Annotated in this window: 22 protein-coding genes and 1 pseudogene; 13 read left to right on the forward strand and 10 right to left on the reverse strand. The window is 58.6% G+C overall.

The genetic code is table 11. From position 1 onward, the window contains the following. The first annotated feature begins 42 nt into the window (after nucleotides 1-42). Entirely contained in the window at nucleotides 43-1,959 is a 1,917-nt protein-coding gene (locus ALO80_RS04155) for a PhoX family protein (protein WP_055008076.1), read from the forward strand. 195 nt (nucleotides 1,960-2,154) lie between these two features. Here the strand turns inward: ALO80_RS04155 and ALO80_RS04160 are convergent, their stop codons facing one another. Genes ALO80_RS04160 through ALO80_RS04185 form a run of 6 tightly spaced genes read right to left on the reverse strand, consistent with a single transcriptional unit; the run spans nucleotide 2,155 to nucleotide 7,717 of the window. Continuing rightward, on the reverse strand, nucleotides 2,155-2,988 hold the full coding sequence (locus ALO80_RS04160) for a phosphodiesterase (RefSeq protein WP_055008045.1): 834 nt from the start codon (nucleotides 2,986-2,988) through the stop codon (nucleotides 2,155-2,157). Nucleotides 2,989-3,012: 24 nt separating this feature from the next. Continuing rightward, complete coding sequence (locus tag ALO80_RS04165) at nucleotides 3,013-4,056, reverse strand: ABC transporter ATP-binding protein (RefSeq protein ID WP_055008046.1); 1,044 nt, start codon at nucleotides 4,054-4,056, stop codon at nucleotides 3,013-3,015. Further along, nucleotides 4,053-4,847 carry an ABC transporter permease gene (locus ALO80_RS04170; RefSeq protein ID WP_055008047.1) on the reverse strand — a complete coding sequence of 265 codons (795 nt, stop codon included), beginning with the start codon at nucleotides 4,845-4,847 and terminating at the stop codon, nucleotides 4,053-4,055. The genes ALO80_RS04165 and ALO80_RS04170 overlap by 4 nt, the downstream gene beginning before the upstream one ends. Then, nucleotides 4,844-5,713, reverse strand: coding sequence for an ABC transporter permease (locus ALO80_RS04175; RefSeq protein WP_055008048.1), 870 nt, complete (start codon nucleotides 5,711-5,713; stop codon nucleotides 4,844-4,846). The genes ALO80_RS04170 and ALO80_RS04175 overlap by 4 nt, the downstream gene beginning before the upstream one ends. Next, on the reverse strand, nucleotides 5,713-6,714 hold the full coding sequence (locus ALO80_RS04180; protein WP_055008049.1) for an ABC transporter substrate-binding protein: 1,002 nt from the start codon (nucleotides 6,712-6,714) through the stop codon (nucleotides 5,713-5,715). Before ALO80_RS04180 ends, ALO80_RS04175 begins: the two co-directional genes overlap by 1 nt. Continuing rightward, nucleotides 6,698-7,717, reverse strand: a complete 1,020-nt coding sequence (locus ALO80_RS04185; RefSeq protein WP_054985675.1) for a LacI family DNA-binding transcriptional regulator — start codon at nucleotides 7,715-7,717, stop codon at nucleotides 6,698-6,700. The genes ALO80_RS04180 and ALO80_RS04185 overlap by 17 nt, the downstream gene beginning before the upstream one ends. Before the next feature lie 194 nt (nucleotides 7,718-7,911). Here ALO80_RS04185 and ALO80_RS04190 point away from each other — a divergent pair, with 194 nt between their 5' ends. Together ALO80_RS04190 and rarD are read left to right on the forward strand one after the other, a co-directional pair. Then, the gene (locus ALO80_RS04190; protein ID WP_055008050.1) at nucleotides 7,912-8,886 is read left to right on the forward strand and encodes a serine/threonine protein kinase; all 975 of its coding nucleotides are present in this window, start codon (nucleotides 7,912-7,914) and stop codon (nucleotides 8,884-8,886) included. A gap of 199 nt (nucleotides 8,887-9,085) precedes the next feature. Further along, on the forward strand, nucleotides 9,086-9,973 hold the full coding sequence (gene rarD, locus ALO80_RS04195) for an EamA family transporter RarD (RefSeq protein WP_055008051.1): 888 nt from the start codon (nucleotides 9,086-9,088) through the stop codon (nucleotides 9,971-9,973). 222 nt (nucleotides 9,974-10,195) lie between these two features. Here rarD and ALO80_RS04200 read toward each other — a convergent pair whose 3' ends face one another. Beyond that, on the reverse strand, nucleotides 10,196-10,714 hold the full coding sequence (locus ALO80_RS04200) for a glycine cleavage system protein R (RefSeq protein ID WP_055008052.1): 519 nt from the start codon (nucleotides 10,712-10,714) through the stop codon (nucleotides 10,196-10,198). A gap of 322 nt (nucleotides 10,715-11,036) precedes the next feature. Here ALO80_RS04200 and ALO80_RS04205 point away from each other — a divergent pair, with 322 nt between their 5' ends. The 6 genes from ALO80_RS04205 to ALO80_RS04230 all read left to right on the forward strand — a co-directional run bounded on the left by ALO80_RS04205 (nucleotide 11,037) and on the right by ALO80_RS04230 (nucleotide 20,388). After that, nucleotides 11,037-13,214, forward strand: a complete 2,178-nt coding sequence (locus ALO80_RS04205) for a malate synthase G (protein WP_055008053.1) — start codon at nucleotides 11,037-11,039, stop codon at nucleotides 13,212-13,214. A 359-nt stretch (nucleotides 13,215-13,573) separates the two neighbouring features. Beyond that, complete coding sequence (locus ALO80_RS28980; RefSeq protein ID WP_083493135.1) at nucleotides 13,574-14,140, forward strand: PAAR domain-containing protein; 567 nt, start codon at nucleotides 13,574-13,576, stop codon at nucleotides 14,138-14,140. Nucleotides 14,141-14,146: 6 nt separating this feature from the next. Then, nucleotides 14,147-15,073: a DUF6402 family protein gene (locus ALO80_RS04215; RefSeq protein WP_055008055.1), complete on the forward strand. Its 927-nt coding sequence runs from the start codon at nucleotides 14,147-14,149 to the stop codon at nucleotides 15,071-15,073. Next, complete coding sequence (locus ALO80_RS04220) at nucleotides 15,064-15,516, forward strand: hypothetical protein (protein WP_162491659.1); 453 nt, start codon at nucleotides 15,064-15,066, stop codon at nucleotides 15,514-15,516. The genes ALO80_RS04215 and ALO80_RS04220 overlap by 10 nt, the downstream gene beginning before the upstream one ends. Continuing rightward, entirely contained in the window at nucleotides 15,513-15,950 is a 438-nt protein-coding gene (locus ALO80_RS28985; RefSeq protein ID WP_083493136.1) for a hypothetical protein, read from the forward strand. The genes ALO80_RS04220 and ALO80_RS28985 overlap by 4 nt, the downstream gene beginning before the upstream one ends. Nucleotides 15,951-16,653: 703 nt before the next feature. Next, nucleotides 16,654-20,388: a coiled-coil domain-containing protein gene (locus ALO80_RS04230; RefSeq protein WP_174518941.1), complete on the forward strand. Its 3,735-nt coding sequence runs from the start codon at nucleotides 16,654-16,656 to the stop codon at nucleotides 20,386-20,388. A gap of 77 nt (nucleotides 20,389-20,465) precedes the next feature. Here the strand turns inward: ALO80_RS04230 and ALO80_RS04235 are convergent, their stop codons facing one another. Further along, the gene (locus tag ALO80_RS04235; RefSeq protein WP_054985684.1) at nucleotides 20,466-20,912 is read right to left on the reverse strand and encodes a response regulator; all 447 of its coding nucleotides are present in this window, start codon (nucleotides 20,910-20,912) and stop codon (nucleotides 20,466-20,468) included. 232 nt (nucleotides 20,913-21,144) lie between these two features. Between ALO80_RS04235 and ALO80_RS04240 the strand changes: the two genes are divergently transcribed. Next, a complete protein-coding gene (locus ALO80_RS04240; protein WP_055008079.1) occupies nucleotides 21,145-23,079 on the forward strand; it encodes a putative nucleotidyltransferase substrate binding domain-containing protein in 1,935 nt (644 codons plus the stop codon). After that, nucleotides 23,076-23,789, forward strand: a complete 714-nt coding sequence (locus tag ALO80_RS04245; RefSeq protein WP_055008057.1) for a 3'-5' exonuclease — start codon at nucleotides 23,076-23,078, stop codon at nucleotides 23,787-23,789. The genes ALO80_RS04240 and ALO80_RS04245 overlap by 4 nt, the downstream gene beginning before the upstream one ends. A 13-nt stretch (nucleotides 23,790-23,802) precedes the next feature. Here ALO80_RS04245 and ALO80_RS04250 read toward each other — a convergent pair whose 3' ends face one another. Further along, nucleotides 23,803-24,105: a cell division protein ZapA gene (locus ALO80_RS04250; protein WP_055008058.1), complete on the reverse strand. Its 303-nt coding sequence runs from the start codon at nucleotides 24,103-24,105 to the stop codon at nucleotides 23,803-23,805. Beyond that, nucleotides 24,102-24,335 (reverse strand): hypothetical protein, encoded by a 234-nt coding sequence (locus ALO80_RS04255; RefSeq protein WP_005763699.1) that lies wholly within the window; start codon nucleotides 24,333-24,335, stop codon nucleotides 24,102-24,104. Before ALO80_RS04255 ends, ALO80_RS04250 begins: the two co-directional genes overlap by 4 nt. 486 nt (nucleotides 24,336-24,821) lie before the next feature. Between ALO80_RS04255 and ALO80_RS32430 the strand changes: the two are divergent. Beyond that, nucleotides 24,822-25,250 (forward strand): annotated as a pseudogene (locus ALO80_RS32430) (MCP four helix bundle domain-containing protein); the annotation flags it as partial. Then, complete coding sequence (locus ALO80_RS04260; RefSeq protein ID WP_408003273.1) at nucleotides 25,251-26,381, forward strand: methyl-accepting chemotaxis protein; 1,131 nt, start codon at nucleotides 25,251-25,253, stop codon at nucleotides 26,379-26,381. The last annotated feature ends 95 nt before the right edge of the window (nucleotides 26,382-26,476 follow it).

The raw sequence follows: 26,476 nt of genomic DNA on the forward strand, positions 1-26,476 counted from the left end.
GTGCGCACTAAGGTGGCTGCCATATTCGAGGGAGCCGTGATGATGAAACTATTAGAAGAAAATCAGACCACCGATCTGCAACACATGATCGGCACAGACCGGATCGGCCTCACCCGCCGGGGCTTCATCAGCGCAGGTGCCCTGTGCGGCGCAGCGATGTTTCTGGGTGGCAACCTGTTGAGTCGCACGGTTCTGGCGAACAGCGTCAGCGCAGCGTCCGGCACATTGCTGGGTTTCCAGAGTATCCCTGCCGCAACCGCCGACAGCATCAGCCTGCCGCAAGGCTACAACTCATCTGTGCTGATCAGTTGGGGCCAGCCCTTGCAGGCAGGCGGCCCGGCTTTCGACCCGAGCGGCAAGGGCACTGCCCAGGCCCAGGAAGTGCAGTTCGGCGACAACAACGACGGTATGTGTCTGTTCCCGATGCCAGGCCACAAGGATCGCGCGCTGATGGCGATCAACAATGAATACACCAACTATCGCTACCTTTTCGATCATGGCAAGGAGCCGCAGTCGGCTGAAGAAGTGCAAAAGGCCCTGGCTGCAGAAGGCGTGTCGGTCATCGAGGTTCAGCAGCACAATGGCAAATGGCAGTTCGTTCAGGACTCGCGCTATAACCGTCGTATTCATGGCAACACGCCGATCAGCCTGAGTGGCCCGGCAGCCGGGCACGGCTGGCTCAAAACGGATGCCGACAAGACCGGCACCCAGGCGCTCGGCACATTTCAGAACTGCTCCAGCGGCCAGACACCGTGGGGCACTTACCTGACCTGCGAAGAGAACTTCACCGACTGCTTCGGCAGCAGCAATCCGGAACAGAAGTTCGACGCAGGCATGAAGCGCTATGGCGTGGTTGCCGCCAGCAAGGAAATCAACTGGCACCCGCACGATCCGCGCTTCGACGTTGCGAAAAACCCCAACGAGGTCAACCGCCACGGCTGGGTAGTCGAGATCGATCCGTTCGACCCCAAATCCACACCGGTCAAACGCACTGCACTCGGGCGCTTCAAGCATGAGAACGCGGCGTTTACCCAAACCAAGGGTGGCCGCGCCGTGGTTTATATGGGCGATGACGAGCGTGGCGAGTTCATCTACAAGTTCATCAGTCGCGACAAGATCGATCACCAGAATCCGAAAGCCAACCGCAACCTGCTGGACCACGGCACGCTCTATGTGGCGCAGTTCGATAGCGGCGACAGCAACCCGGATCGTCCGAAGGGCAAGGGCCAGTGGATCGAACTGACCCACGGCAAGAATGGCCTCGATGCGGCAGCCGGCTTCAACAATCAGGCTGAAGTGCTGATCCATGCACGCCTGGCTGCCAGCGTGGTCAAGGCCACGCGCATGGACCGCCCGGAATGGATCGTGGTCAGCCCCAAGGACGGCCAGGTGTATTGCACGCTGACCAACAACATCAAACGCGGCGAGGAAGGCCAGCCTGTCGGCGGTCCCAACCCTCGAGCCAAGAACCAGTACGGACAGATCCTGCGCTGGCACGAAAACGACGACAACGCTTCGGCGATGACCTTCGAGTGGGACCTGTTCGTGGTCGCGGGCAACCCGGCTGTGTATTCAGGTACACCGCAGGCCGGGTCGAGCAACATCAACGCGCAAAACATGTTCAACAGCCCCGACGGTCTGAACTTCGATGAAGCCGGTCGCCTGTGGATTCAGACCGACGGCGATTCCAGCAACAAGGGCGACTTCGCCGGCATGGGCAACAACCAGATGCTCTGCGCCGACCCTGCCAGCGGCGAAATCCGCCGTTTTCTGGTGGGCCCGGTCGGGTGCGAAATCACCGGTATCAGCTTTGCGCCGGACTATAAAACGATGTTCATCGGCATCCAGCATCCCGGTGAAAACGGCGGCTCTACTTTCCCGGAGCACTTGCCCAATGGCAAACCGCGCTCATCGGTGATGGTAATTACCCGCGAAGACGGCGGCGTTATCGGTGCCTGATCGGCTTTAAAATGTGTATTTTTGTGGGAGCGGACTTGTCCGCGAAGACGGTAGTTCAAACAATACATTTTCGGAGAATGCACCGGCTTCTTCGTGGACAAGTCCACTCCCACGACCTCCGGCCAGAATCAAAAGCGGACTCTGTGTAGAACGCCGAGCGCAGAGCGTGGGAGTAATCAGCCACAGAACGCTCACTCAATCAATCAACCCGTTCACATCGTAGAACGGGTATGGCCCTTCGTGATCGCCAAACACTGCGTTATGACTCACCAGTCCCTGCTCCGGGTCCCAGTGGTGTAGTACGTACCCTGCCGGTTCCAGATTGAAATGTGCAGGCGCGGCTTTGTCGAGGTCCAGCACGATCTGATGTGAGGTGCCAGGGCAGATGCTCGCCACACTGCCGCCAAAACGCCGCTGCATCGGTCGATGCAAATGTCCGCATAACAGACGCTCCACTTGCGGGTGCTGAGCGATCAAACGCTCCAGCGCTGACGCGTTGCCGAAGGGTTCACGGTCCATGTGGCCGATACCGGTAATGAACGGCGGATGATGCAGAATGATCATGGTCGGCACATCGGCACGGCGCGACAGTTGCGCATTCAGCCAGTCCAGCTGGCAGTAATCCAGTCGCCCGCCGTGCTCGCCGGGGATGGTCGTATCCATACCGATCAGGCGCACCGGGTACTTTTCCACCACCCAGTCCAGAGGTTCGCCGGCCGACAACGGCAGATACACCTGATCGGCAAACGCCGCCAACAGGTTCTGCCGGTCATCATGATTGCCGGGCACCAGATAAAACGGCATGTGCAGACGTTCCAGTTCAGGCTTGAGCACGGCGTATTCGTCCTCGCGACCAAAGTCCACCAGATCGCCACTGATCACCACAATGTCAGGCTGCTGTTTGCTGGCGTTGATATGTGCCACGGCACGGCGCAATGCGCCAAGGGTATCGACCACGCCGTAGGTCAGACGCCCATCGGCTTTGAGGTGCAGGTCACTGATCTGGGCAATAAGAAACGGACGATTCAAAATAATCTCTCTAGGCGAGCAATGTCAGGAATGCAGGGAGAACAACGCCTGCGGCTCGACATTCAGGGCGATGACCGCGTTGGCGGCATGAATCACGTTGTCGGTACTGTCGACCAACAGCGGCTGAGGGCCACCGACATCGACCAGCAAGCGACTTTGTGCGCCCTGAAAAAACTGTCCGACCAGGCGTCCCTGAAGATGGCTATGAAGAAGGTCGTGCTCCGGCATCAAACGCAGATGTTCCGGACGGCAATACACCGTGCCCGGCAGATCCGCACCGCTCCACGGCAACTCGCCGCCACTCACCTTGAGACCGGCAGGTGTGCGTTCGACCACACTGAACGCATTGAGATTGCCGACGAACCCGGCGACGAAGGCATTGGCAGGCTGTTGATAGATTTCTCTGGGCGTCGCCAACTGCGATACGCAGCCTTTTTCCATGACCAGAATCCGGTCGCCCAAGGCCATCGCTTCGCCTTGATCGTGGGTGACGAATACCGAGGTGATGCCCAGCCCGCGCAACAATTGGTCGAGTTCGCTGCGCAGGCGCTCACGCAACTGTGCATCCAGCGCTGCCAGAGGCTCGTCGAGCAACAGCACTCTGGGCCGCGGAGCCAGCGCCCGGGCCAATGCCACTCGTTGACGTTGACCGCCGGACAGTTCGTTGACGCGGCGATTGCCATGCCCCGTCAGGCCGACCAGTTCCAGCAACTCATCACAACGCTTGTTGCGTTCGGCGGGCGATACGCCGCGAATTTTCAGGCCGTACACGATGTTGCCGGCCACATCCAGGTTGGGGAACAGCGCGTAACTCTGAAACACCATCCCCACGTCACGCCGCTCGATGGGCAGACGCGTGACATCCTGATCATCGAACAGCACCTGCCCGACATCCGGTCGTTCGAGACCGGCAATCAGCCGCAAGGTGGTGGTCTTGCCGCAACCGGACGGACCGAGAATCGCCAGCGTTTCGCCGGGTTCGATGGTCAGGTGCAGATCCTTTACAGCAACGGTGCCGTCGGCAAATGCCTTGCGGCAGCCTTTCAGGCGAATAGTGGTTCCGCTCATTGGCTCTCTCCACGGGCAAGACGCGCACTGATGGCCTGCAACGCAATCAGCAGCGGCACAATCAGCAACAGAAAAAGCAGGGTGTAGGCGCTGGCAACTTCAAGCCGGGCCGAGGCGTAGCTGTCGGCCAAACCGACCGGCAGGGTCTTGGTCATCGGCGTGTGGAGCATCCAGGTCAGGTTGAACTCGCCCAGCGACAGGGTCACGACCATTAACACGCCGGCGAGAATCCCGGCCCGGCAGTTGGGCACCACCACGCTGAAAAAGCGTTTGATCGGTCCGGCCCCAAGGCTGGCGGCAGCTTCTTCAAGCACCGGCAGTTGTTGGCGCTGCATCACCGCCATGACCGGCCGAACCAGAAACGGCAGGGTAAACAGCACATGGCCGACCAGAATGAACAGCCAGCTGCTGCGAAAACTGCCGAACTGGCCATAGGTCAGCAATAAAGCGAGGGCGCTGGCCAGCCCGGGCATGGCGACGGGCAAGACCATCAGTTCCTCGAAGGCCCGGCTGAAGCGATTGTTCATGCGCACCAACGCATACGCCGCCGGAACCCCGACCACGCACACGCACATTGCGCACGCCACGGCCAGTTGCTGGGACAGCCAGACGGTCGGTGAGTAGGCCTGCCAGACCTGCACCAGCCAGTCGAACGTCAAACCGCTCGACAGGCCGAGAAAATAATTGCGGGTCAGCCCGGCAAGCAGTGACAGCACCACCGGGACCAGCATGAAGGCACAGACCACCAGCGTGAACGCCAGCTGCGCAGCAAACAGTGGAGAACGTTTCACAGGACGACTCCCGATTTGCCGACCATGCGACGGGCCAGCAACAGCACCGCCCACGTCACCAGCCCGAGGATTACCGACAGCGCTGCGGCCACGGTGAAATTGGCGTAGTTGGTGAATACGTTGTAGATCGCTACCGGCGTAACGTTCAGGCGGGTGCCAAGGGTAAAGGCGGTGCCGAATGCGCCCATCGACGTAGCGAAGCAGATCGCACCGCAAGACACCAGCGCAGGTGCCAGCCCTGGCACGATCACATCGCACACTACCCGCCAATGACCGGCACCCAATGAATGAGCGGCCTCTTCAAGGCTGCGGTCCAGGCTTTCGCAAGCCGCCATGACGGTCAGGATCACTCGCGGAATCGAGAAATACAGGTAGCCGATGAACAGCCCGGTCAGCGAGTAGGCAAATATCCATCGCTCACCGGCCAGCTCCAGCCCGAGTGCGGCAAAGATGCCTTGGCGTCCCGCCAGCAGAATCACCAGAAAGCCGACCACCACCCCAGGGAACGCCAGAGGAAAAGTCAGCAACGCCACCAGCGCAGAGCGTCCGAAAAACGCGTTGCGAGCCAGAAACACACCGCTGATGCCGCCGACCAGCAACGCTGCGAGCGTGACGACCAGCGCCAACAGACAGGTCTGCGCCAGGCTGCCCAGGTATTGAGCGCTGCTCAGTACCTGCCAGTAACCGCTGCCATTGCCATCAGCACCTTGCGCACCGAGCACGATCAGGTGGGTCAACGGCAGCAACCAGAAGGCCAGCAGTACCGCCAGCGCCGGAGCAAGCGCCACTGCAGCGGTCGGGCGCAGCCGCAGCCACAGTAATCCACCCTTGCGCAGAGCCAGCGCGTGTCCCGGCGAGGCTGACATCACTTCACCTCACGCAGATAGCGGGCGGCGAAAGCTTCCTGCACGGCGGCCATGTGCTGGTAATCCACCACACCGGCACGGGCGTAGTCGCTGTCCGGCAGAAACTGCGCTGCAATGTCGGCAGGCATCTTCGAACGTACCGGACGCAGGTAGGCCTTGGCCCACAGCGCTTGCCCCTCGTCGGACAGCACGTAATCCAGCACCTTCTCGGCATTGGCCCGATGGGGCGCCTTGGCGACCATGCTCATCACATACGGAACGCCGATGGTGCCTTCCTTCGGAATCACAAACGCAACGTTGGCCTTATCCTTGTAACGGGCGCGATAGGCGTTGAAATCGTAGTCGACCAGAATCGGCAGCTCACCGGACAGCACACGTGCATACGCGGTTTGCTTGGGCACGATGGGCGAATTTTTCGCCAGTTTCTGGAAGTAGTCGATGGCTGGCCCGAAGTTGTCCAGCGTGCCGCCCATGGCCTGATTGATCGCAACGGCGGAAACGTAGCCGACAAATGCACTGGAAGGATCGAGATAACCGACCATGCCCTTGTATTCAGGCTTGAGCAGATCAGCCCAGCTTTGCGGCACCGGCAGACCGCCGAGCGCGTCGACGTTGACCATGATGCCCAGCGTGCCGGAATGAATGGCGAACCAGTGTCCTTCAGGGTCCTTCAGGCCTGCGGGAATATCGTCCCAGTGCTTGGGTTTGTAGGTATCTACCACGCCGGCCTTCTGCGCTTGCAGGCCGAAGGTCACACCGTAATAGACCACGTCTGCGACTGGCGCGGCCTGCTCGGCGACAATTTGCGCCAGCGCCTGGCCAGAGTTTTTGTTGTCCAGCGGCACCTGGACACCGGTGCTGTCGGCAATGGCCTTGAGCTGGGTGCCCCAGTCAGCCCATTCGGGCGGACAGTTGTAGCAGATGGCGGTTTCGGCGGCCTGGGCGAGGCTGGCCGCACCGCATAACAGCAATGCCGCAAGGGTTTTACTGAGGCGTGACATGAAGCATCTCCTGGTAGGGCTGGGTGCTTTCGCCGGGCCGGATGTGGCACGGCAGACAATGAGAAACCGGTGCTGCGCCGGCAATCCGCGACAGCAACTGGTCGATGACCATGCGTGCCAGTTCGCCAATCGGCTGAACCACACTGCACAGCGTCGGGTGCATCTGCGTGCCCAGCGTGATGCCATCGAAGCCGATGACCGAGAGGCGTTCGGGAACACTCCAGCCATGGCGGCGCAACTCGGCGATCAGGCTGATGGCCAGCAGGTCGTTGGAACAGACCAGCGCGCTGGGCGCATTCGGACCGCGCAATAACGGTTCGAGCGCGGCAAAATCGGCATTGGTATGGGCAGGCATTTCAATCACTGGAAGCGGCGCAAGCCCTCGCTCGACCATGGCGTCGCAATACCCGTCATAGCGCAGACGGGCGCGGTCGGACTGCATGGCCGGCCCGGCCACCATGGCAACGCGCCGATGGCCTGCATCGATCAGGTAGCGGGTCGCCAGCGCCATGCCTGCACGGTTGTCCACAGACACGGCGCTGTAATCCGGATGGCGGGTCTGGTGATAAGCCAGTACGAACGGCGTGTCTTCGCTGACCAGGCCCTCCAGGACACGGTTGTGCTCGGCGTCGGTCACCGTCAGCACCAGCCCGTCGACCCGCTGGCGTAGCAGTTCTTCAACAACGGCGCTTTCACGCTCGGCGGTGTAGTCGGTGGTTGCCAGCAGCAGGTTATAGCCCCGCGCCCGCGCCGCCCGCTCCATGGCCTGAAACTGTTCGGCAAACACCGGGTTGAGCAGGTTGGGCACCACCACGCCAATCAGGTTGGTGGTTTGCAAACGGAGCTGGCGTCCCAGCCGGTTTGGACGAAAACCCAAGGCACGAGCGGCCGCGAATACCCGTTCACGGGTTTCGGAACGCACTACGTCGGGGCTTGCAAAGGCGCGTGCAGCGGTGGCCCGGGAAACCCCGGCCAGACGCGCAACCTGCTTCAGATCTGTCATTGTCGCTCGCTTGAGATCGATCTCATTGACGGCGACTCTAGGCGGCGAACATGGCTATATGACTAACAGGTCATGACTTTTTGATGACAAACGAGCCTGCCCGCACATTAAAAGGAAGGGGCTTGGCGATCCGGGACCGGTCTGCGTTACCATCAGCGGTCCGACGCGGCAACCTGCTGCGCGCAGGAGTAGTCATGGCTCACCCGTTTGCAACACTTACTCCCGATCTGGTCCTGGATGCCGTTGAAAGCATTGGTTTTCTCAGCGATGCACGCATCCTGGCGCTCAACAGTTACGAAAACCGCGTCTATCAGGTCGGTATCGAAGACGGCCAACCGCTGATCGCCAAGTTTTATCGGCCACAGCGCTGGACCAACGAAGCCATTCTTGAAGAACACAGCTTCACCTCGGAACTGGTCGAGGTCGAAGTACCCGTCGTTGCGCCTATGGTGCATAACGGCGCAACCCTGTTCGAACATGCCGGTTTTCGCTTCACGCTGTTCCCGCGTCGCGGTGGGCGCGCACCGGAGCCTGGCAATCTGGATCAGCTGTACCGCCTTGGCCAGTTGCTGGGGCGTCTGCATGCCGTTGGTTCGACCAAACCGTTCGCGCACCGTGAAGCCTTGGGCGTGAAAAACTTCGGCCATGACTCGGTCAACTTTCTACTGGAAAACGACTGCATCCCGCGCAGTCTGCTGCCCGCTTACGAGTCGGTAGCCCGTGACCTGCTCAAACGTGTCGAAGACGTCTATGCCGCCACGCCGCACACCAACATCCGCATGCACGGCGACTGTCACCCCGGCAACATGATGTGCCGCGACGAAATGTTTCACATCGTCGACCTGGACGACTGTCGCCTTGGCCCTGCCGTTCAGGACATCTGGATGATGCTGGCCGGTGATCGTCAGGAGCGTCTCGGCCAGTTATCGGAGCTGATGGACGGCTACAACGAATTTCATGACTTCGACCCGCGCGAACTGGCGTTGATCGAACCGCTGCGTGCCCTGCGCCTGATGCACTACAGCGCCTGGCTTGCCCGTCGCTGGGATGACCCCGCGTTTCCGCACAGTTTTCCGTGGTTCGGTACGGAGCGTTACTGGGGCGACCATATCCTGGCCCTGCGCGAGCAGATGGCAGCACTGAATGAAGAACCGCTGAAGTTGTTTTGACGCTGGCTGCACGCACTTGCCTCGAGTACCCAGAGCATGCCGTTCTGGACGCTCTGCGTCCGCTCTTGAGCAGCTCCACTTGGCGTGAATCAGTCGGATATGTGTATAAGCATCAGCGCACCTGCGTGAACAAGATTCAAACGAACCATCGCATCACCCCATAATAAAACCGGAAATTTCTGTATTTAAGGGACGCTCCATGCAAGCTGCCAATCCACGCCGCGGATACATTCTGGGCCTGAGTGCTTACATCATCTGGGGACTGTTCCCCATATACTTCAAAGCCATCTCCGCCGTTCCGGCCATCGAGATCATCATCCATCGCGTGCTCTGGTCGGCCCTGTTCGGCTCGATTGTGCTGATGTTCTGGAAGCATCCCGGCTGGTGGCGCGACCTGCGCAACAATCCGCAACGCCTTGCCGTGCTGGCATTGAGCGGCACGTTGATCGCTGCGAACTGGATCGTCTACGTCTGGGCAGTGAATAACGGGCGCATGCTTGAGGCCAGTCTCGGTTACTACATCAACCCGCTGGTCAACGTACTGCTCGGCATGTTGCTGCTGGGCGAACGCCTCAGACGCCTGCAAATGCTGGCGGTCGCCTTCGCGGCCATTGGCGTTGCCCAGCAGGTCTGGCACGTTGGCAGCCTGCCGTGGGTCTCACTGGCGCTGGCGTTAACCTTTGCGTTCTACGGCCTGATCCGCAAAAAAGCACCCGTGGCGGCCCTGCCCGGTCTGGTGGTGGAAACCTGGATGCTGGTGCCGCCGGCGCTCATCTGGCTGACGCTCAACCCCACTGCAATCAGCGCGCAGGCAGAATTCTGGAGCACCACCCAGGCCATCTGGCTCGCCGCAGCAGGGCCGGTGACCCTGATTCCACTGGTTTGCTTCAACGCCGCCGCCCGGCACCTGCCCTTCACCACACTGGGGTTTCTGCAATACATCGCCCCGACACTGGTCTTGCTGCTGGCCGTGCTTGTCTATGGCGAACATCTGGCCACCAGCACCATCATTACGTTTGCCTTTATCTGGGCCGGACTGGCGATCTACAGCGTCGACATCTGGCTCAAATCCCGCAGCAAAGGCTGATCAAAAAACAAACAATTCTCTGCAGGCCATACATCCCGTGGCCTGCAAAGGGTTCTCCAACGGTTATCCACAGGTAGGCTGACCTTATCTGTGCACAAGCCATTGAAACTGCTGGTTTTTTGATCAATGCTCGCCAGGTCACGGCGGACAAGGCGCGCAGGGCTATTCCCCCAGGTTATCCACAGGCAGGTGCACGGTTAATCTGGATAACCTGCAACCGACTTACTCCTCAGCCCCCAGCACCAACTCCACCATCAGATCATCGGCCAGCGTCTCAAGCCCGGCCTGCAGATCATCCAGCGACAAGCCCACCGGCACCCCCAGCACCGCTTCGGCATGGAACAGCAGCTCGCTGCTCATGGGCGCAGGTGAGACATCGGTAATCAGGTGTTCAACGTTGACGCCCTGCCCGGCCAGCAAATAGGTGATGTCACGCACGATGCCTGGGCGATCGTTGCCGATCAGTTTCATGCTGATCAGCCGGGTCGTGTCGTTTGTCTCTACCGCACTGTCGGCCAGCAGCATGCGGATGCCGTGAGCGGACAACCCGTTAAGGGCCTTGATCAGGTCGTCGTACTTTTCCGGCTCGACACCTACCTTGAGGATCCCGGCAAACTGTCCGGCCATGCGCGACATGCGACTTTCCAGCCAGTTACCGCCCTGTTCGGCGATGCACCGCGCGATGCGTTCGACCTGGCCCGGTTTGTCCGGAGCAACCAGCGTTACGACGAGATGATCCACGGTCAATTCCTCTTACTGTGCAAGTGATTTGAAAACGGCGTCGGTCGCTCGAGTATAGACAGGACCGGAGGCAGCTCGTGAGCGCTAAATCGTGTACCGTTTGCCACGCTTTATGGAACAATCCTGAGCGCTTTCGGGAACACCAGGAATATGAATCGTGACCCGATGCGGGCATCCAGTCGTTTAGTGACATATTCAGCGACGTTTTCACGCGACGACGGCTCATGTAGTATCCAGAACCGCACACTACATGACACCAAGATCAATAACAGAGCGCTCCCCGAGTGTGCTCGACCCTGCTGAGCAGAGTGAGGCAAGTGCAATGACTGAGTACGTTCAAGTCGGTGACCTGCAAGTCGCCAGAGTCCTGTTCGACTTCGTGCAGAACGAAGCCACCCCTGGAACCGGCGTCGATGCCAACGCGTTCTGGGCCGGTGCGGACCAACTGATCCACGACCTTGCGCCAAAGAACAAGGCACTGCTCACCCAACGTGATGAATTGCAGGCGAAGATCGATACCTGGCACCAGTCGCGCGCCGGGCAGGCTCACGACGCCTCGGCTTACAAAGCCTTCCTTCAGGAGATCGGCTATCTGTTGCCGGAAGCAGCGGACTTCCAGATCACCACGCAAAATGTCGATGAAGAAATAGCCACTATGGCCGGGCCGCAACTGGTCGTGCCGGTGATGAACGCACGGTTTGCGCTCAATGCGTCAAACGCCCGTTGGGGCTCGCTGTATGACGCGCTCTACGGCACCGATGCGATCAGCGAAGCAGGCGGCGCGGAAAAAGGCAAAGGCTACAACAAGGTACGCGGCGACAAGGTAATCGCCTTCGCCCGCGCTTTTCTCGATCAGGCTGCGCCACTGGCAGCGGGCTCACACGCTGACTCGACAGCTTACAAACTGATCGACGGCAAGCTGGTCGTCAGCCTCAAGGGCGGCAGCAACAGCGGCCTGCGCGACGATACACAACTGGTCGGTTTCCAGGGTGATGCCTCGGCACCGTTCGCCGTGCTGTTCAAGCACAACGGCCTGCATTTCGAATTGCAGATCGACGCTGCAAGCCCGGTCGGCCAGACCGATCCGGCAGGCGTGAAAGACATCCTCATGGAAGCCGCACTGACCACCATCATGGACTGCGAAGACTCCATTGCAGCCGTCGATGCCGACGATAAAGTCGTCGTCTATCGCAACTGGCTGGGCCTGATGAAGGGCGACCTGGCCGAATCGGTGTCCAAGGGCGGTGAAACCTTCACCCGCACCATGAACCCGGACCGGGTCTACACCACGCCACAAGGTGGCGAAGTCACCCTGCACGGCCGCTCGTTGCTCTTCATCCGCAACGTCGGCCACCTGATGACCATCGACGCGATTCTCGACAAGCATGGTAACGAAGTACCGGAAGGCATTCTCGATGGTCTGCTGACCAGCCTCGCGGCGATCCACAACCTCAACGGCAATAACACGCGAAGCAACAGCCGCAGCGGCTCGATGTACATCGTCAAACCGAAGATGCACGGGCCGCAGGAAGCCGCGTTCACCAACGAGCTGTTCGGGCGTATCGAGCAGGTGCTGGGCTTGCCGCGCAACACACTGAAAGTCGGGATCATGGACGAGGAGCGCCGTACCACGGTCAACCTCAAGGCCTGCATTCAGGCAGCCAGCGAGCGCGTGGTGTTCATCAATACCGGCTTCCTCGACCGCACCGGCGACGAGATTCACACGTCGATGGAGGCAGGCCCGGTGGTGCGCAAGGCGCAGATGAAAGCTGAAAAATGGATTTCGGCCTACGAGAACTCCAACGTCGATATCGGCCTGAAATGCGGCCTGCAAGGTCGCGCACAGATCGGCAAGGGCATGTGGGCCATGCCCGATCTGATGGCCGCCATGCTGGAGCAGAAAATCGCCCACCCGCTGGCAGGCGCAAATACCGCCTGGGTGCCGTCACCCACTGCGGCGGCACTGCATGCTCTGCACTATCACAAGGTGGATGTGTTCGCCCGGCAGGCCGAACTGGCCCAGCGCGAACAGGCCTCGGTGGACGACATTCTGACCATACCGCTCGCGCCGAACACCGACTGGACGCCGGAAGAAATCCAGAACGAACTGGACAACAACGCTCAGGGCATTCTTGGCTACGTCGTGCGCTGGATCGATCAGGGCGTGGGTTGCTCGAAAGTACCGGACATCAACGACATCGGCCTGATGGAAGATCGCGCCACACTGCGCATTTCCAGCCAGCACATGGCCAACTGGCTGCGGCACGGCATCGTCACCGAAACTCAGGTACTGGAAAGCCTCAAACGCATGGCCCCCGTCGTGGACCGCCAGAACGCCAACGACCCGCTGTACCGCCCACTTGCACCAGACTTCGACAGCAACATCGCCTTCCAGGCGGCCGTCGAACTGGTCATCGAAGGCACGCGACAGCCTAACGGCTACACCGAGCCGGTGCTGCATCGCCGTCGTCGTGAGTTTAAGGCCAAGAACGGAGTGTAAGATTTTTAGTCACCGGACCGAAGAGGCGGCTTGCTGCCTCTTCGGGAGGGTGATGAGTAAACATCGCGTTTTTTCGTTTCAACGACCCAGATACTTTCTAACTCAATACATCATAGAAGCAAAGCAAACTTCATCCCGTTTGTGGGAAAAAGTCATTCCCCGCGTAAGACGCCTGATTGATTATAGGTAAGTCCGGTCTTTAATTATAAAAACGTAACCACAAGGTATTTCCGCGCACGACACACAGTGCTATCTCTCTTCCTATTGCATTAACAAAAGTCATACCCCTTAAACAACGCTGTTTAAATTGATGAGCGTTAATAGTGGCCATGACTTCAGTTCTGCTCAAGGAGAGTTGCATGAACCGATTGGCAATTGTTGTAGGTGATATGACGGATCATGGAGGACACGTCATGACAGGCTCCGAAAGCCATATCATTGGTGGGTTCCCCACGGCGCATGTCGGGTGCGATGTTATTTGTCCGCTGCATGGCCCTACCAAGATAATCAGCGGGCAGAACGACTACCTCGTAGAAGGCCAACCACTGGCGCTTGAAGGTGACCTGACAACCTGCGGTGCACGACTGGTTTCTTGCCAACAGAACTTTTTCCTGGTCGAAAGAGAATCCTCCTCCGAACACATACCCGCTACCCCGCCAATGAAACGGGCATATACCCCCGTCGTACTTGCTCAGTCCTACACTTCGTCGACCTCCAGACAAAACCGAATCGTGTGTGACGAGCGTTTTCAAATGCTCACCCACCAACGCAATCGCCTTGGCCATCTGGATTATGTGCTGCTGGAACATAACCAATGCACGGCTCGCGGCACCCTCGATGAGCACGGCCACAGCCGCAAACATGGCAGCTCAAGCCCTTCGACCCTGCAGTTTGCCGCCTCCGCCCCTTGGCCTGTAATGGAGTAAACGAACATGTCCCTGAATGATTTCCAGCGCACCAATGCCGTCGGTCCCGATACCTACTTCGCCCTGCCACAGGGTGTGTCACACACCTATGCACCCTTGGACACACCACCCAAGCAAGTCATCATCGAAAACCTCGCCCTGTCCCGCATTCCGGGCGCCATGCGTAACATGGGCTGGGATACCGCTGCGGCGTTAATGCAACGATGGTTTGATAGCCCGGGGTGGGAGATGCCGACGGATTGGAAAAAGCCGAGAACTCAGCCTAATCCGATGGACTTGCCTCCGGACCAATGCGATGAAAACATAGTGAAGATGGCGTGGGCAATGCAGTTTTCGCGTTGTCGAGAAGCTGTTGCAGTTGCAGAGTCCCGAATATCTACGGTTAACGCGATCAATCAACTTAATAGCTTACTAGAAAAAGCTGGTTGGAAAGGGGGTGGATCGCTAACGTTGGGTTCTACAACAATGACAGCCACCCAATTAGATACCCTCGCTCAAATAAATTTCGCCGAATTTGGCAGTACATGGGACGTCGTAGACGATATGTACGGAGCATTAGGTTTCGCAACACTTAAGGTAGGCGTTGTGGGAACGGCCTTTAGCAAAAAACACTTTATTAGCAGGCAGCCAAAGCACTATTTCAAAATCGAACATTTAGGGTTTTATATTCGCGACCACTATGACTTCAATGGCTTGCAATATCTGGGCACTTGGACAGAGGATCGCGTACTCACCAAAGCGGAGACTGTCATAGCTCTGACACCTCAAGGAAATCTAATTCTAAGCCTCAAAGATGGACCATTTGCAGCTATAACCAATAGCAACTTTCGTGAATATCGAAATAAAACAGGTAAAGGCGGAGATTTTTTTATTTACTCAGATGTATTGTGGAAAAAATTCGATCAGATCATTGAACTGGGGACATGGACTTGAAACCAAGCTCACAAGCAATGAAATTCCTCCTAACCTATTTCATTATCGCAGGAAGCCTATGGGCTGCTTCGGAGTACTGGGAAAAGGGCTTGGCGGAAAGCCTGAACGAACCTGATATCAGCCCGGGTGGATGCTATCGAGTTGAAACGTTCAAGCCGTTCTGGATTTTGCCCATGATGTTTCATAGAAAAGCCAACCCCTATAAAGATCATCCACCGAAGTGGCTTCCTTGGTGGGGCTACCCTGCATTTTTCCGTCTCTACGATCACCGCACTGGCGAATTGATCTCGGAAACCGAGATTTATGATCTGGAGTCGGCAGGCGGGCCAATGTCTTGGGGCGGTGGGTCAGGGATGGTCTACGCCGGAATGATCCCCATCGGCCCGAATGTCTCTGACTGTATGGGGGACCGTCCCACCACACGTGCTACGCCTCAAGAATGAAGCCGCTATCAACGCGCATCATCTTTCTTGCAGCCTACATCACCATCGCACTCAGCTTTTGGACCGCTTCGCAATGGTGGGAAAAGGGCTTAGCCACAAAGGAAAATCAAGTCATCATTAGCCCCAACAAATGTTACCGAATCGAAAGCTATACGCCAGCATGGCTGCTTCCTACATGGTTACATCCATGGGGAACTCCCGATAAAGTTGAGAAACCTCAGTGGTTTGTTCAATGGATAGCTCCAGGCTTTGACCGACTATATGACCACCGTACCAACGCTTTTCTGGGAGAAAGCGAAGTGTATGATTTTGGACATACGGGCGGCGGCGGTACTTTCTGGGGTGACCGACTGCGGCCCGGTGTATACGAAGGAATGATCTATATCGGCCCCAACGCACCCGATTGCATAGGCGATCAACCCGCCGCCCCTTGAATTCCCGGCAACCCCTAACCCATCGCCGCTTTCATCAAAACAAAAAACCGGAACCGAACCCACATTTCGACCACCCATCCAGACAGGTCCGTAAACCTCCATCACAGCAAGTGAGGCGGTTTCAGGCACCTGCCCCCGGCTGACCCACCAAAGGACACAAACCGCGGTCAGCCACGCACACCTCGCCCAGAGCAAACACGCCTCCCCGTGTCGCCCTGGCAGTTTGAAGCAGTGCCGCCTGTCACGCGCGATACCTTCAGATACGTTTTACGCACCACCGAATGTGCAGTGTCGATTACTACCACCACCTGTATTGATCTGTCGAACTTGCTACCTGAGCCGATGGAGCCCGCTCATGACCTTAAGAATCAATACTCGTTCTGCTACGCCGGTTGTACCTGTGGAAACAGGCTCTACATCGCAGCCCACACCACCGCCGGTCACGGCAAGAGCGACTGAGCCTGCCCCCGTCGCCAATCCTGCTGCGCCTAAATCAGCGCCAGGTGTTCAGCAAGCACACGGGCTGAAGACGCGCATCGCTGGCAAGCTTTCCGAACGTCAGACCAATTTCAGTCTCGGGATTCCCGGCACCGGTCGTACTCTCAACCGGCCCTTGCGCAGCGGGATTCCGGAGGAAGGTGAGCAGGTATCGAACGAGGAGAGTCATGATCCGTTGCTCAAGGAAGCGCATGAACTGCAGCGCATGGTGGAGTCGGCGCTGACCCACCTGAAGGCGGCGCCGACGTCTCTCTGGGAGCGCCCCGCCCCTTCAACGGTAAGGCGTATTACCACCAAGGTTTTTCCGTGGCTAAAGCCTGCCCCGCTGCGCGAAGTCGCCAGCAATGGCAGCAACGCCAAGACCAGGACCAACTCACAGCAAAGCCCTGAAACCATCGCAGCGGCGGTGAAAGAGCTGAGCACCCGGCTCGATCACCAGAGCAAGGTGCTCGCCACAGCCACCCACGCACTGGTCGCTGCGCGCGAACATCTTGAATCACTTGAACAGGCCGCTCCGCCTTCGTCGACCGAACGACTGGAGCACGCCAGGGCTCGCGTTCAACAAGCCGACGCCACCACCCGCCTGGCCAGTCAGCAACTTCGTGAGCTGATTCAGGGAACGGAGGTGCTGCAATTGGGCGCGCTGAGCGAGGGGCAGGATCAGATTGAACAGAAAGCCGAGTTCTCTCAGCAGTGGCTGGGCGAGTTGCGCACACGCATGCAGGCGCTGGATGTCCGTTTCGCCGACCGGCACGCTGCCATCGAAATCGAACTGCAACTCAAGGTGGCAGAGACTCGTGAGCTGATTTCACTCGATCACGACATGACCGCGGCCGAGCACACGGCCGCGCAAGCCAACACGCAGCTTTCTGCGTTGCGCGCCCAGCGACAGGAGACGCCCGAAGGTTCGGAAGAAGCCGACAGGCTGGACACCGCCATTGGACAGACGCTTGCAACGCGTTCACAGGCCATGCAAACGCATCAGCAACTGGCAAAAAGACTGGTGCGGGTCGATGCCGATGTTGCGCGCCTAAACGACGAGCTGGGCGAGATTCATCAGCGAATCGCGATCGTCAATGACGAGCGCTTTGCACTCAAGACACTTGATCAGAAACTGCCCGCATCAGAACAGGTCATCGCGCCTGCAGAGGGCGAGGCCCAAGAACGAATCGACAAAACCGCCCTCAAGAACGTCCGCGAGCAATACCTTGCCAGCCAGATCAGCGAAGCGCATACCTTCGCAGCAACCGGCGCGGATGCGATTCAAACGGCCCTGCAACGTATTGGCGACCGTCTGCAAGGCACGCCCCCGCCGACACCGTTGCCTGCCTTCGCGGTTATCGAGGTTGTGACGTCGGCGCTGGCAGAGTTGACGGGTAACGACGCCACACGGGCCAACCGCGTGCTCGACTTACTGAACCAGCATCCGCTGGAACATTGGCCACGCGTTGCCGAGGAGATGTCGAAGTCGGTCAGGACCCGTAGCGCCAATAACAACAGCGTGCAGAAGGACACCCTCGCCCTCTGTCGAAAGCTGGCAAATTTGCCGCGCGGCATGGAGATTCTTCAGGTGCTTTCCAGCGACGGTACTGAGCCGATCGTCGCTGACCGGGCCAAACCTTTACGGGTGTTCTGGAATGCCGACGAAGCGCAGCAAAATGAGCCCGACAGCAAGGTCAAAGCCTGGCTGCAAACGGCCAAACAGGTGGCACGCAGCAAGCTGGATGGAGACGAGAAGTCGTTCGACGATGTCGATCATGCCGCCTACAACGCGGTTCGTAACGGATACTTCAGCAATGCTCCCGGCACGCCCTATGCGCAACATGACCAGCGCTTGAAGAAAGCGACGATGGAATGGGTCATGCGCGCCGTTGCGGCCAATAGCCCACAGGAAACAACAGCAACTGCCCCGGCGAAAAGCACGTTGCCGCGCCGTCTGGTCCCCACGCTGAACAAGACACCGTTCGCCAAATCGACACTGGATCGTGCCTACTCGGTGGGCGAAAGCATGGGCCTGCAATCGCCCAGAAAACAGGTTGATCAGGTTATTTCCGCGCGTATCAGCAGGCTGGAAGAGACGCTGAAAAACGCCAAGGGCGCACCGGGACTGCAACTTGAAATCTCGGCAGCCCACGCCATGCTTGATCACCTGAAATCACTGGAAAAGAAAGGCACTCACCTGTCGCAGGTGACGCTGAAAAAACGCGATGGCAAGTCAATGCAAAGCCTGCTGAAGGCACGCATCCACCAGCAGCGGCTGTCGCAGATATGGGATAAGCCGGACGCGAACGGCAAGCGCGCAGTCAACGTACTGCACAAAGCTCAGCACATAGAGCTGCCGCCGCTGTACCGCGAACTGGCGAACAGCAAGCTGTCGGTTTACGAGGCAATCAATCGTGTTGATGAGCACCTGCGCGAAATATTGCCGCCAGCGCTGCAACCTGCTCAGTCTGTCGAAGAGGTGCTCGAACAGGACTTGAGCGCGGCGATAAAGCTGTTGAAATCTCGGCACCTGAACGCGAAAAGCGACATCGTGACGTTTTTCAAGCCGTTCATTCTTGAAAGTCGCCTGCGCGACCGGCTGCGGCTGGGCGGTGGAGGCACGCTGGGCGTAGGCTTGCCGTCGCTGCCCTACAGCTTGATATCGCCTATCGTGTCACCGATCTTTTCGGCAGAGAAATCTCGCAGTGACGAAGCGTTTGCCCAGCTGTTCATGCCGATTCTGGGCATGGAAATGTCCTTCGGCAAAGCACGAACCGAGGCTGCCGAGGCCACCATCGGTGTGGCGGCAGGAAGTGCGGTTGCAGAAGGTGTGGGGCTACAGGCTGCGCTCACTGGCCGCGTTACCGCTCAGGAAACTCAAACCAGTTCGACCCTCATGCGCTTTTTTCGCACCCGTCACAAGGACGATGAAATGCGCGGCAACATGCTTAACGCTCTGGACAGCATGGTGCGCTGGGACATCATCGACCCGCAAAAGGGCCAGCGTTACGCCGGGCCGCTGGAAGCCATACTGGCGCGTAACCCGGAGGTCTCTGTCAGCCAGATCGATGCGACGTCAAGCACCCGCAACGTCGCGGCGCGTGTGGCATTGCGCGTCCCGGCGGTACGTTTCAAGGATGGCGCCAGTCAAGCCTCTCAAACCCTGACGCCGGAACCCTCGGTGTACGTAGAGGCGGATCGAATCAAGGAAACACGCACGGAAACCGGCGGATTCATCAGCGTTGTCGGCGCCAAGGGTGACACCGCTCAGCAACGGGCGGGGGTCACCGCCAACCTGAACTTCGCACCGATTGCCAGCTCGGCCACGCCAGCAGAAAAAGGTGCCAATCATGGGGTTCAGGGTCAGGGGCTGGGTTTGCAACTGGGCGCGTCCCGGGACCTGGCCTGGGCGCTGGAAAAGAACGAAATATCGCCCTTCCTGATTGGCGACAAACAGGACGCCGATCTGGACCGACATTACTCCACGCCGCGCGACATGCAGGCCGAGATCAACGCTAACCGCGATCTGTGGTTACTGCGTTGTATCGAAACCCTGGAGCCGGATGAGACAGGCAATAAAAACACCCCGGACAATCGCCTGCGTGCAGCCATGCTGCTTGATACCTTCGAAGCGACGATCAAGCGTCTGGGCAAGGAAAGCAAGTATTGCCAATACAACGTCAACTACTCGATGAAGGGCCGGGCCGGGGCCGAGATAGACGGCTACCGCGGCATTCAGGCACTGGCTTTGCAGCGCGGGGACTTGCAGGCTGCAGAAAAGGCCCGGCAGGCTATCGACGATATTTTGCTGACCAAAGAGACCTGGCGGCCGCTGGTATTGATCGTCCGGGAGCGGGCCCGGGACTCCACCGTTATCGGCTGGCGTAACCTGCTCCGTTGGCAGAAGCTCTCCAATGTCGACGGTCAACGCACCGCCGCGCAGTTTCCGCCGCCTTGAAACAAGGGTCGCTCACCGCTGGTCGGCATGCCAATGCAGGCATTGGCATCCGAGCGACCAGGTTGGGCGGTGGCGCTTCAACCAATCCCCAGCTCTCGCTTCACCAGTTTTACCAACTGCTTGGTATTAAGCGGTTTGAGCAGGAAGTCCACCACGTTCAGGTGCATGGCATCGATGGCGTCGCGCACATTGGCGTCGCCGGACACGATAATGATCGGCAGTTCGGCGCGATCTGATTCGCGGACCTTGCGGATCAGATCCAGCCCGTCGAAAGGAGCCATTCGCAGGTCGGTAATCAGCAGTCCGATGGACTGACGCGTCTGGATCATTGCGAGTGCGCTGTCACCACCGGGTGCAGTCATGCAGCTGATGTCATTGAGGCTGAGAATTTCAGCCAGCAACTCACGCGCGTCGCTGTCGTCATCGACGATCAGGACCCGTTGCGGTGCATCGCGGGCGGGCGTGATCATGACCTCATGGAGGGCATCGCGCTCGTCATCGCTCAGAATATCGTGGTCAATCATTGCAGTCTCATCATTCCCTGAACTAATCCGACCGCAGATACGGGTCAATCTGCGATGCATTTCGTCGGCATCCTGGCCGGTATTCGCTCGCAGTCCATTGCGCTCGTCAAATCAGTTACACCCTGGCAGGCATGGCCCCGTCACCTGGTTCATGCGTAAGACTTACGTCCAATGGGCACCTGGCTGCAAGCGGCCGACCATGAGCACCAATAACAAGAACGCGGAACAGGCCATGAGCAAGGCAGATGCTTTTACCCAGGCAGGCAAGACAGCCGTGCTACAGAACATACACGGCACCATGCAGTTTCTGCAAAAATTCCCGCCGTTCAACCAGATGGAAAACGCTCATCTGGCGTACCTTGTCGAGCAATGTCAGCTCCGGTTCTACGCGGCAGATGAAAGCATCATCAAGCCTGGCGATGGCCCGGTGGAGCATTTTTACATCGTCAAGCAGGGTCGAATCGTCGGTGAACGCCCGCATTCTGCCAAAGGCGGCACAGAAACGACATTTGAAATCACCACCGGCGAGTGTTTTCCGCTGGCCGCCCTGCTCGGCGAACGTGCCACTCGCACCGAGCATCTGGCTGGCGAAGACACCTTTTGCCTGCAACTCAACAAACAGGCATTCATCAAGTTGTTCGCGCTCTCCACAACCTTTCGCGATTTTGCCCTGCGCGGTGTCAGCAGCCTGCTGGATCAAGTCAATCAACAGGTCCAGCAACGTGCCGCAGAAACCCTGGGCACGCAGTATTCCCTGAACACCCGGCTGGGTGAACTGGCCATGCGTCATCCAGTGATGTGCAGTCCTGAAACCCCCATGCGCGACGCGGTGAAACTGATGCATGAGCAGCAGGTCGGCAGCATCGTGATTGTCGATGAGCGGCAGGCTCCACTGGGGATTTTTACCCTGCGCGACCTGCGTGAGGCGGTTGCCGATGTGAATGCCGATTTCAGCGCACCGGTCAGGCACACCATGAGCCTGTCGCCCTTCCATCTGAGCCCGGACGCCAGCGCGTTCGACGCAGCCATCGCCATGACCGGACGGCATATCGCCCACGTGTGCCTGGTCAGAGACGGGCGATTGTGCGGCGTGGTGTCGGAGCGCGATCTGTTTTCCTTGCAGCGGGTCGATCTGGTGCATCTGGCGCGAACCATCCGCAATGCGCCACGCATCGAAGCGCTCGCAGGCTTGCGGGGCGATATTGTCCAACTGGTCGACCGCATGCTCGCCCACGGTGCCTCTTCGACACAGATAACGCAGATCATCACCCTGCTCAACGACCACACCGTATGCAGGGTGATCGAGCTGACGCTTGCCGAGAAAGGCGACCCTGGCATTGCATTCAGCTGGCTGTGCTTTGGCAGTGAAGGCCGTCGCGAACAGACACTGCATACCGATCAGGACAACGGCATCCTGTTTGAAGCCCGCGATGCCGCAGAGGCAGAGCAGATCCGCACCTTATTGCTGCCGATTGCCGAACGCATCAATCAGAGCCTGGCGCAGTGCGGTTTTACTCTGTGCAAAGGCAACATCATGGCCGGCAACCCCGACCTGTGCCTGTCCCGGCTGGAATGGTCACAGCGCTTCGCAGCCTTTATCCGCGAGGCGACCCCGGAAAACCTGCTGGCATCGAGTATTTATTTCGATCTGCGCGTGGTCTGGGGGGACGAAAGCGGCGGCGAGCAACTGCGCCGCGGCATTCTTGACCAGGTGGCAGACAACAAGCTGTTTCAGCGCATGATGGCCGAAAATGCGCTGCGCCAGCGTCCACCGGTGGGTCGTTTCAAGGACTTCGTACTGGCCCGCAAAGGCAGTGAAAAAGATACCCTGGACCTCAAGACCGAAGGCCTGACGCCCTTTGTCGACGGCGCGCGCCTGCTGGCACTGGCCAATGGCGTCGGGGTCAACAACACCCAGGAGCGCCTGCGCCAGCTGGTCGAACGTGAAGTGATCGACCCGCTGGATGGCGCAGCGTACGAGGAGGCATATCACTTCATTCAGCAGACCCGTATGCAGCAACACCAGCTGCAGAGCCGCCAGAATCTTCCTTACTCGAACCGCATCGATCCGGACACACTCAACCACCTGGACCGGCGCATTCTGCGCGAATCGTTTCGCCAGGCGCAGCGACTGCAAACCAGCCTGACTCTGCGTTACCAGCTATGAACCTGTTCGAATGGCTCAAGCCACGCCCCAAAAAAACACCCTTGCACGTGCATCAACTGGATCGGCTCAAGAGGTTGCCGGTCTGCGCGAGCCTCAGCGACAAGCCGTTGCGTCAACAGCGCTGGGTCGTGCTGGACCTTGAAACCAGTGGCCTGAACATGAACCGGGATCAGGTGTTGTCTATCGGCGCGGTGGTGATTGAAGACGGCGCCATCGATCTGGGCCAGCAGTTCGAGCGCACACTGTTGCGCGTCGACCACAAGGTCAGCCCGGCCGTTCTGATTCATGGGCTGGCACCCAGCGCGATTGCCGCAGGCAGCGAACCGGCCGAAGCGTTGCTGGACTTCATGGAGTTTGTCGGCGATAGCCCGATTCTTGGCTTTCATGCGCCATTCGATCAGCACATGCTGTCACGCGCACTCAAAGAAAGCCTGGGCTATCGCTTGCAGCATCCGTTCTTCGACGCCGCCGAAATCGCCCCGATGCTGTGCGAACACGCCAACCTGCGCCATGCCGGGCTGGACGACTGGACGTGTTTTTTTGGCCTGCATGCCGAAGAACGTCACAACGCCAGTGCCGATGCACTGGTCACCGCAGAACTGGCGCTGATCCTGTTCAGCCATGCCCGCCGCCAGCAGATCGACAGCCCGCGGCTACTGGAGGAGCGCCTTGGGCAATGGCGCAGACGCAAACAATCGCATTCGTTTTGACTGCGAACTGCGCTCAGTTCTGGGAAATGGTCTTGCTGATCACATCCACCGTCGCATCAACCTGCTCGCGGTAACGCTTGAGCTCGACCTTATGCAATTGCTCAAGCTCGATCTGTTGTGAACAGAGGTTCAGCGCGGCCAGGACCAGCAGACGGTCACCGATCAACGTGGGGTATTTGCGCTTTGTGTCAGCCAGCGACGCATTGAGCATCGCTGCGGCCTTCATGAGAGTCAGGTCTTCGCCAGCCGGGGCCTTGACCGAGTACTCATTACCCAGAATGGTGAGAACGGTTACACCGCTGCCATCGACGTTCATGCGCCAACAGCACTTGCGCTGGTCGCGCGGTCAACCAGTGCCTGGATGCGCGCAGCAGTGCTGCCCTGCTTCTCTTCCTGCTCCATCAGACTCAGTTGCAAGTTCTCGTTCTCGTCCTTGGCTTTTGCCAGCTCGGCACCGAGCTGCGCATTTGTGTCCTGAAGGGTCTGGTTCTGCTGTACCAGGTCACCGACAAGTTGTTCCAATTGGCTAAGGGAGGCTTCCAACATTTTGATTTCTCGAGCAAATTTCAACGGGCGCGTACGATAAAGAAAAGTCGCTGCGCATGCCAGCGCTCAGGCTTTGATACTAATCTGTCATCACATTGACATGTCGATAACGTAAACGCGTAGGGGGCTTGTGACTACGTATTCGGAATCCGGTTCCTGCTGTTCGTCAGACAGCCCGGAACTGCGACAAATGCGCACAGCTGCTGGGCAAACTGCCATCCGAAAAAAGCCGTCGTCCAGTCTTTTCAATGGTTTGCGCAGATTGCCTGGCCCTTGCTGAAAGACCGTCATCATTAAGTCACGCGTTTTAAGTGCCTACCGCCTCAAGACTTTAGTCGCATGACCGATAGGCCCCCCATTCACGGCTTTATCCCCGTCTTTAAATCGCATGGATCGCGTACCTGACCCTGGAAACTTTCTATGTCCCTGCGAAATATGAACATAGCGCCTCGAGCGTTTCTTGGATTTGCCACGATCGGCACACTCATGCTGATTCTGGGTATCTTTGCGCTGTCACAAATGAGCAAGATCCGTAGCGCTACCGAAGTGCTGGCCGACAACAATGTGCCGAGCATCAAGAGCCTCGACCGATTCGCTGAAGTGAGTATTCGTTTGCGGGTGTTGTCTTACCGGCTGCTCGTCAACCGGGATCCGGAAACCCAGCAGAAGACCATCGAGCTGATGGCAATGCGCAACAAGCAGATCAGTGACGCCCAGACGATTTACGAGAAGCTCATCAGCGATCCCGATGAGCGAAACCTGTACAACCAGTATGTGCAACTGCTGGGACAGTATCGCCAGCTCGAAGAGCGCCTGAAGACGCTGACCCGCGCCAACAAAATCGATGAATTGCAGGGCTTGCTCAACAACGAGATGCTCAGCAACTCCGACCAGATGAATGTTGTGCTCAGCAAACTGGTTGAGTTCAATACGGCTCAGTTGAATCAGGTGAAGAAGGACGCGTCCAGCGAGTACGACTCGGCATTCAATCTGGTCATCGGACTGTTGATCGCTGCCACCCTGCTGACCATCGTGTTTGCCTGGATGCTGATCAAGAGTATTACCACACCGATTGCCACAGCTCTGCATGCAGCGGAAACCATCGCACAAGGCAACCTGACCCGGCCCATCGAGGTCGACGGCACCGATGAGGCCGGTCGTTTGCTGCTGGCCATGAAAACCATGCAGAACAAGCTGCGCGATACCCTGCAGGGTATTTCCGGATCTGCGACACAACTGGCTTCTGCTGCTGAAGAGCTGAATGCCGTTACCGACGAAAGCGCACGCGGGCTGGTGCAGCAGAATAACGAAATCGAACAGGCTGCCACCGCGGTCAACGAAATGACCAGCGCCGTGGAAGAAGTTGCCCGCAACGCAGTGAGCACGTCGCAAGCGTCTCGCAATGCAGCGACGTCTGCTGGCGACGGCCGCGATCTGGTTCAGGAAACTGTCAGCGCTATCGAGCGTATGAGCGGCGATGTGAAAGGCACTGCCGAACTGATCATCAGCCTGGCCAATGAGTCGCGTGATATCGGCAAGGTGCTCGACGTGATTCGTGGCCTGGCCGATCAGACCAATCTGCTGGCACTCAACGCGGCCATTGAAGCGGCACGCGCCGGTGAGGCCGGGCGTGGGTTTGCGGTGGTTGCCGATGAAGTACGCGCCCTGGCACACCGCACCCAGCAATCGACCAGCGAAATCGAGCGCATGATCAGCAGCATTCAGAGCGGTACCGAACAGGCGGTCGGCTCGATGCGCAACAGCACCGAACGTGCGGAATCGACCCTGAATATCGCCAAAGGCGCGGGCCTGGCACTGAATACCATCAATAGCGCTGTCGAAGAGATCAACGAACGTAACCTGGTCATCGCCAGCGCCGCCGAGGAACAGGCGCAAGTCGCCCGCGAAGTGGACCGTAACCTGGTGAACATTCGCGACCTGTCGGCGCAATCCACCAACGGTGCCAATCAGACCAGCGCGGCCAGCACCGAACTTTCACGCCTGGCCGTGGACCTCAACAGCATGGTGTCGCGCTTCGCGCTTTAAACACGCGAAAACTCAACTAGCGTGCCGGCGCTCCGCGTCGCATGCCTTTCTGGACGCTCTGCGTCCTCTTGCGACGCAGAGCGCCGCAACCAGCA

It is taken from the genome of Pseudomonas caricapapayae (assembly GCF_001400735.1).
In the GTDB taxonomy this organism is placed as follows: domain Bacteria; phylum Pseudomonadota; class Gammaproteobacteria; order Pseudomonadales; family Pseudomonadaceae; genus Aquipseudomonas; species Aquipseudomonas caricapapayae.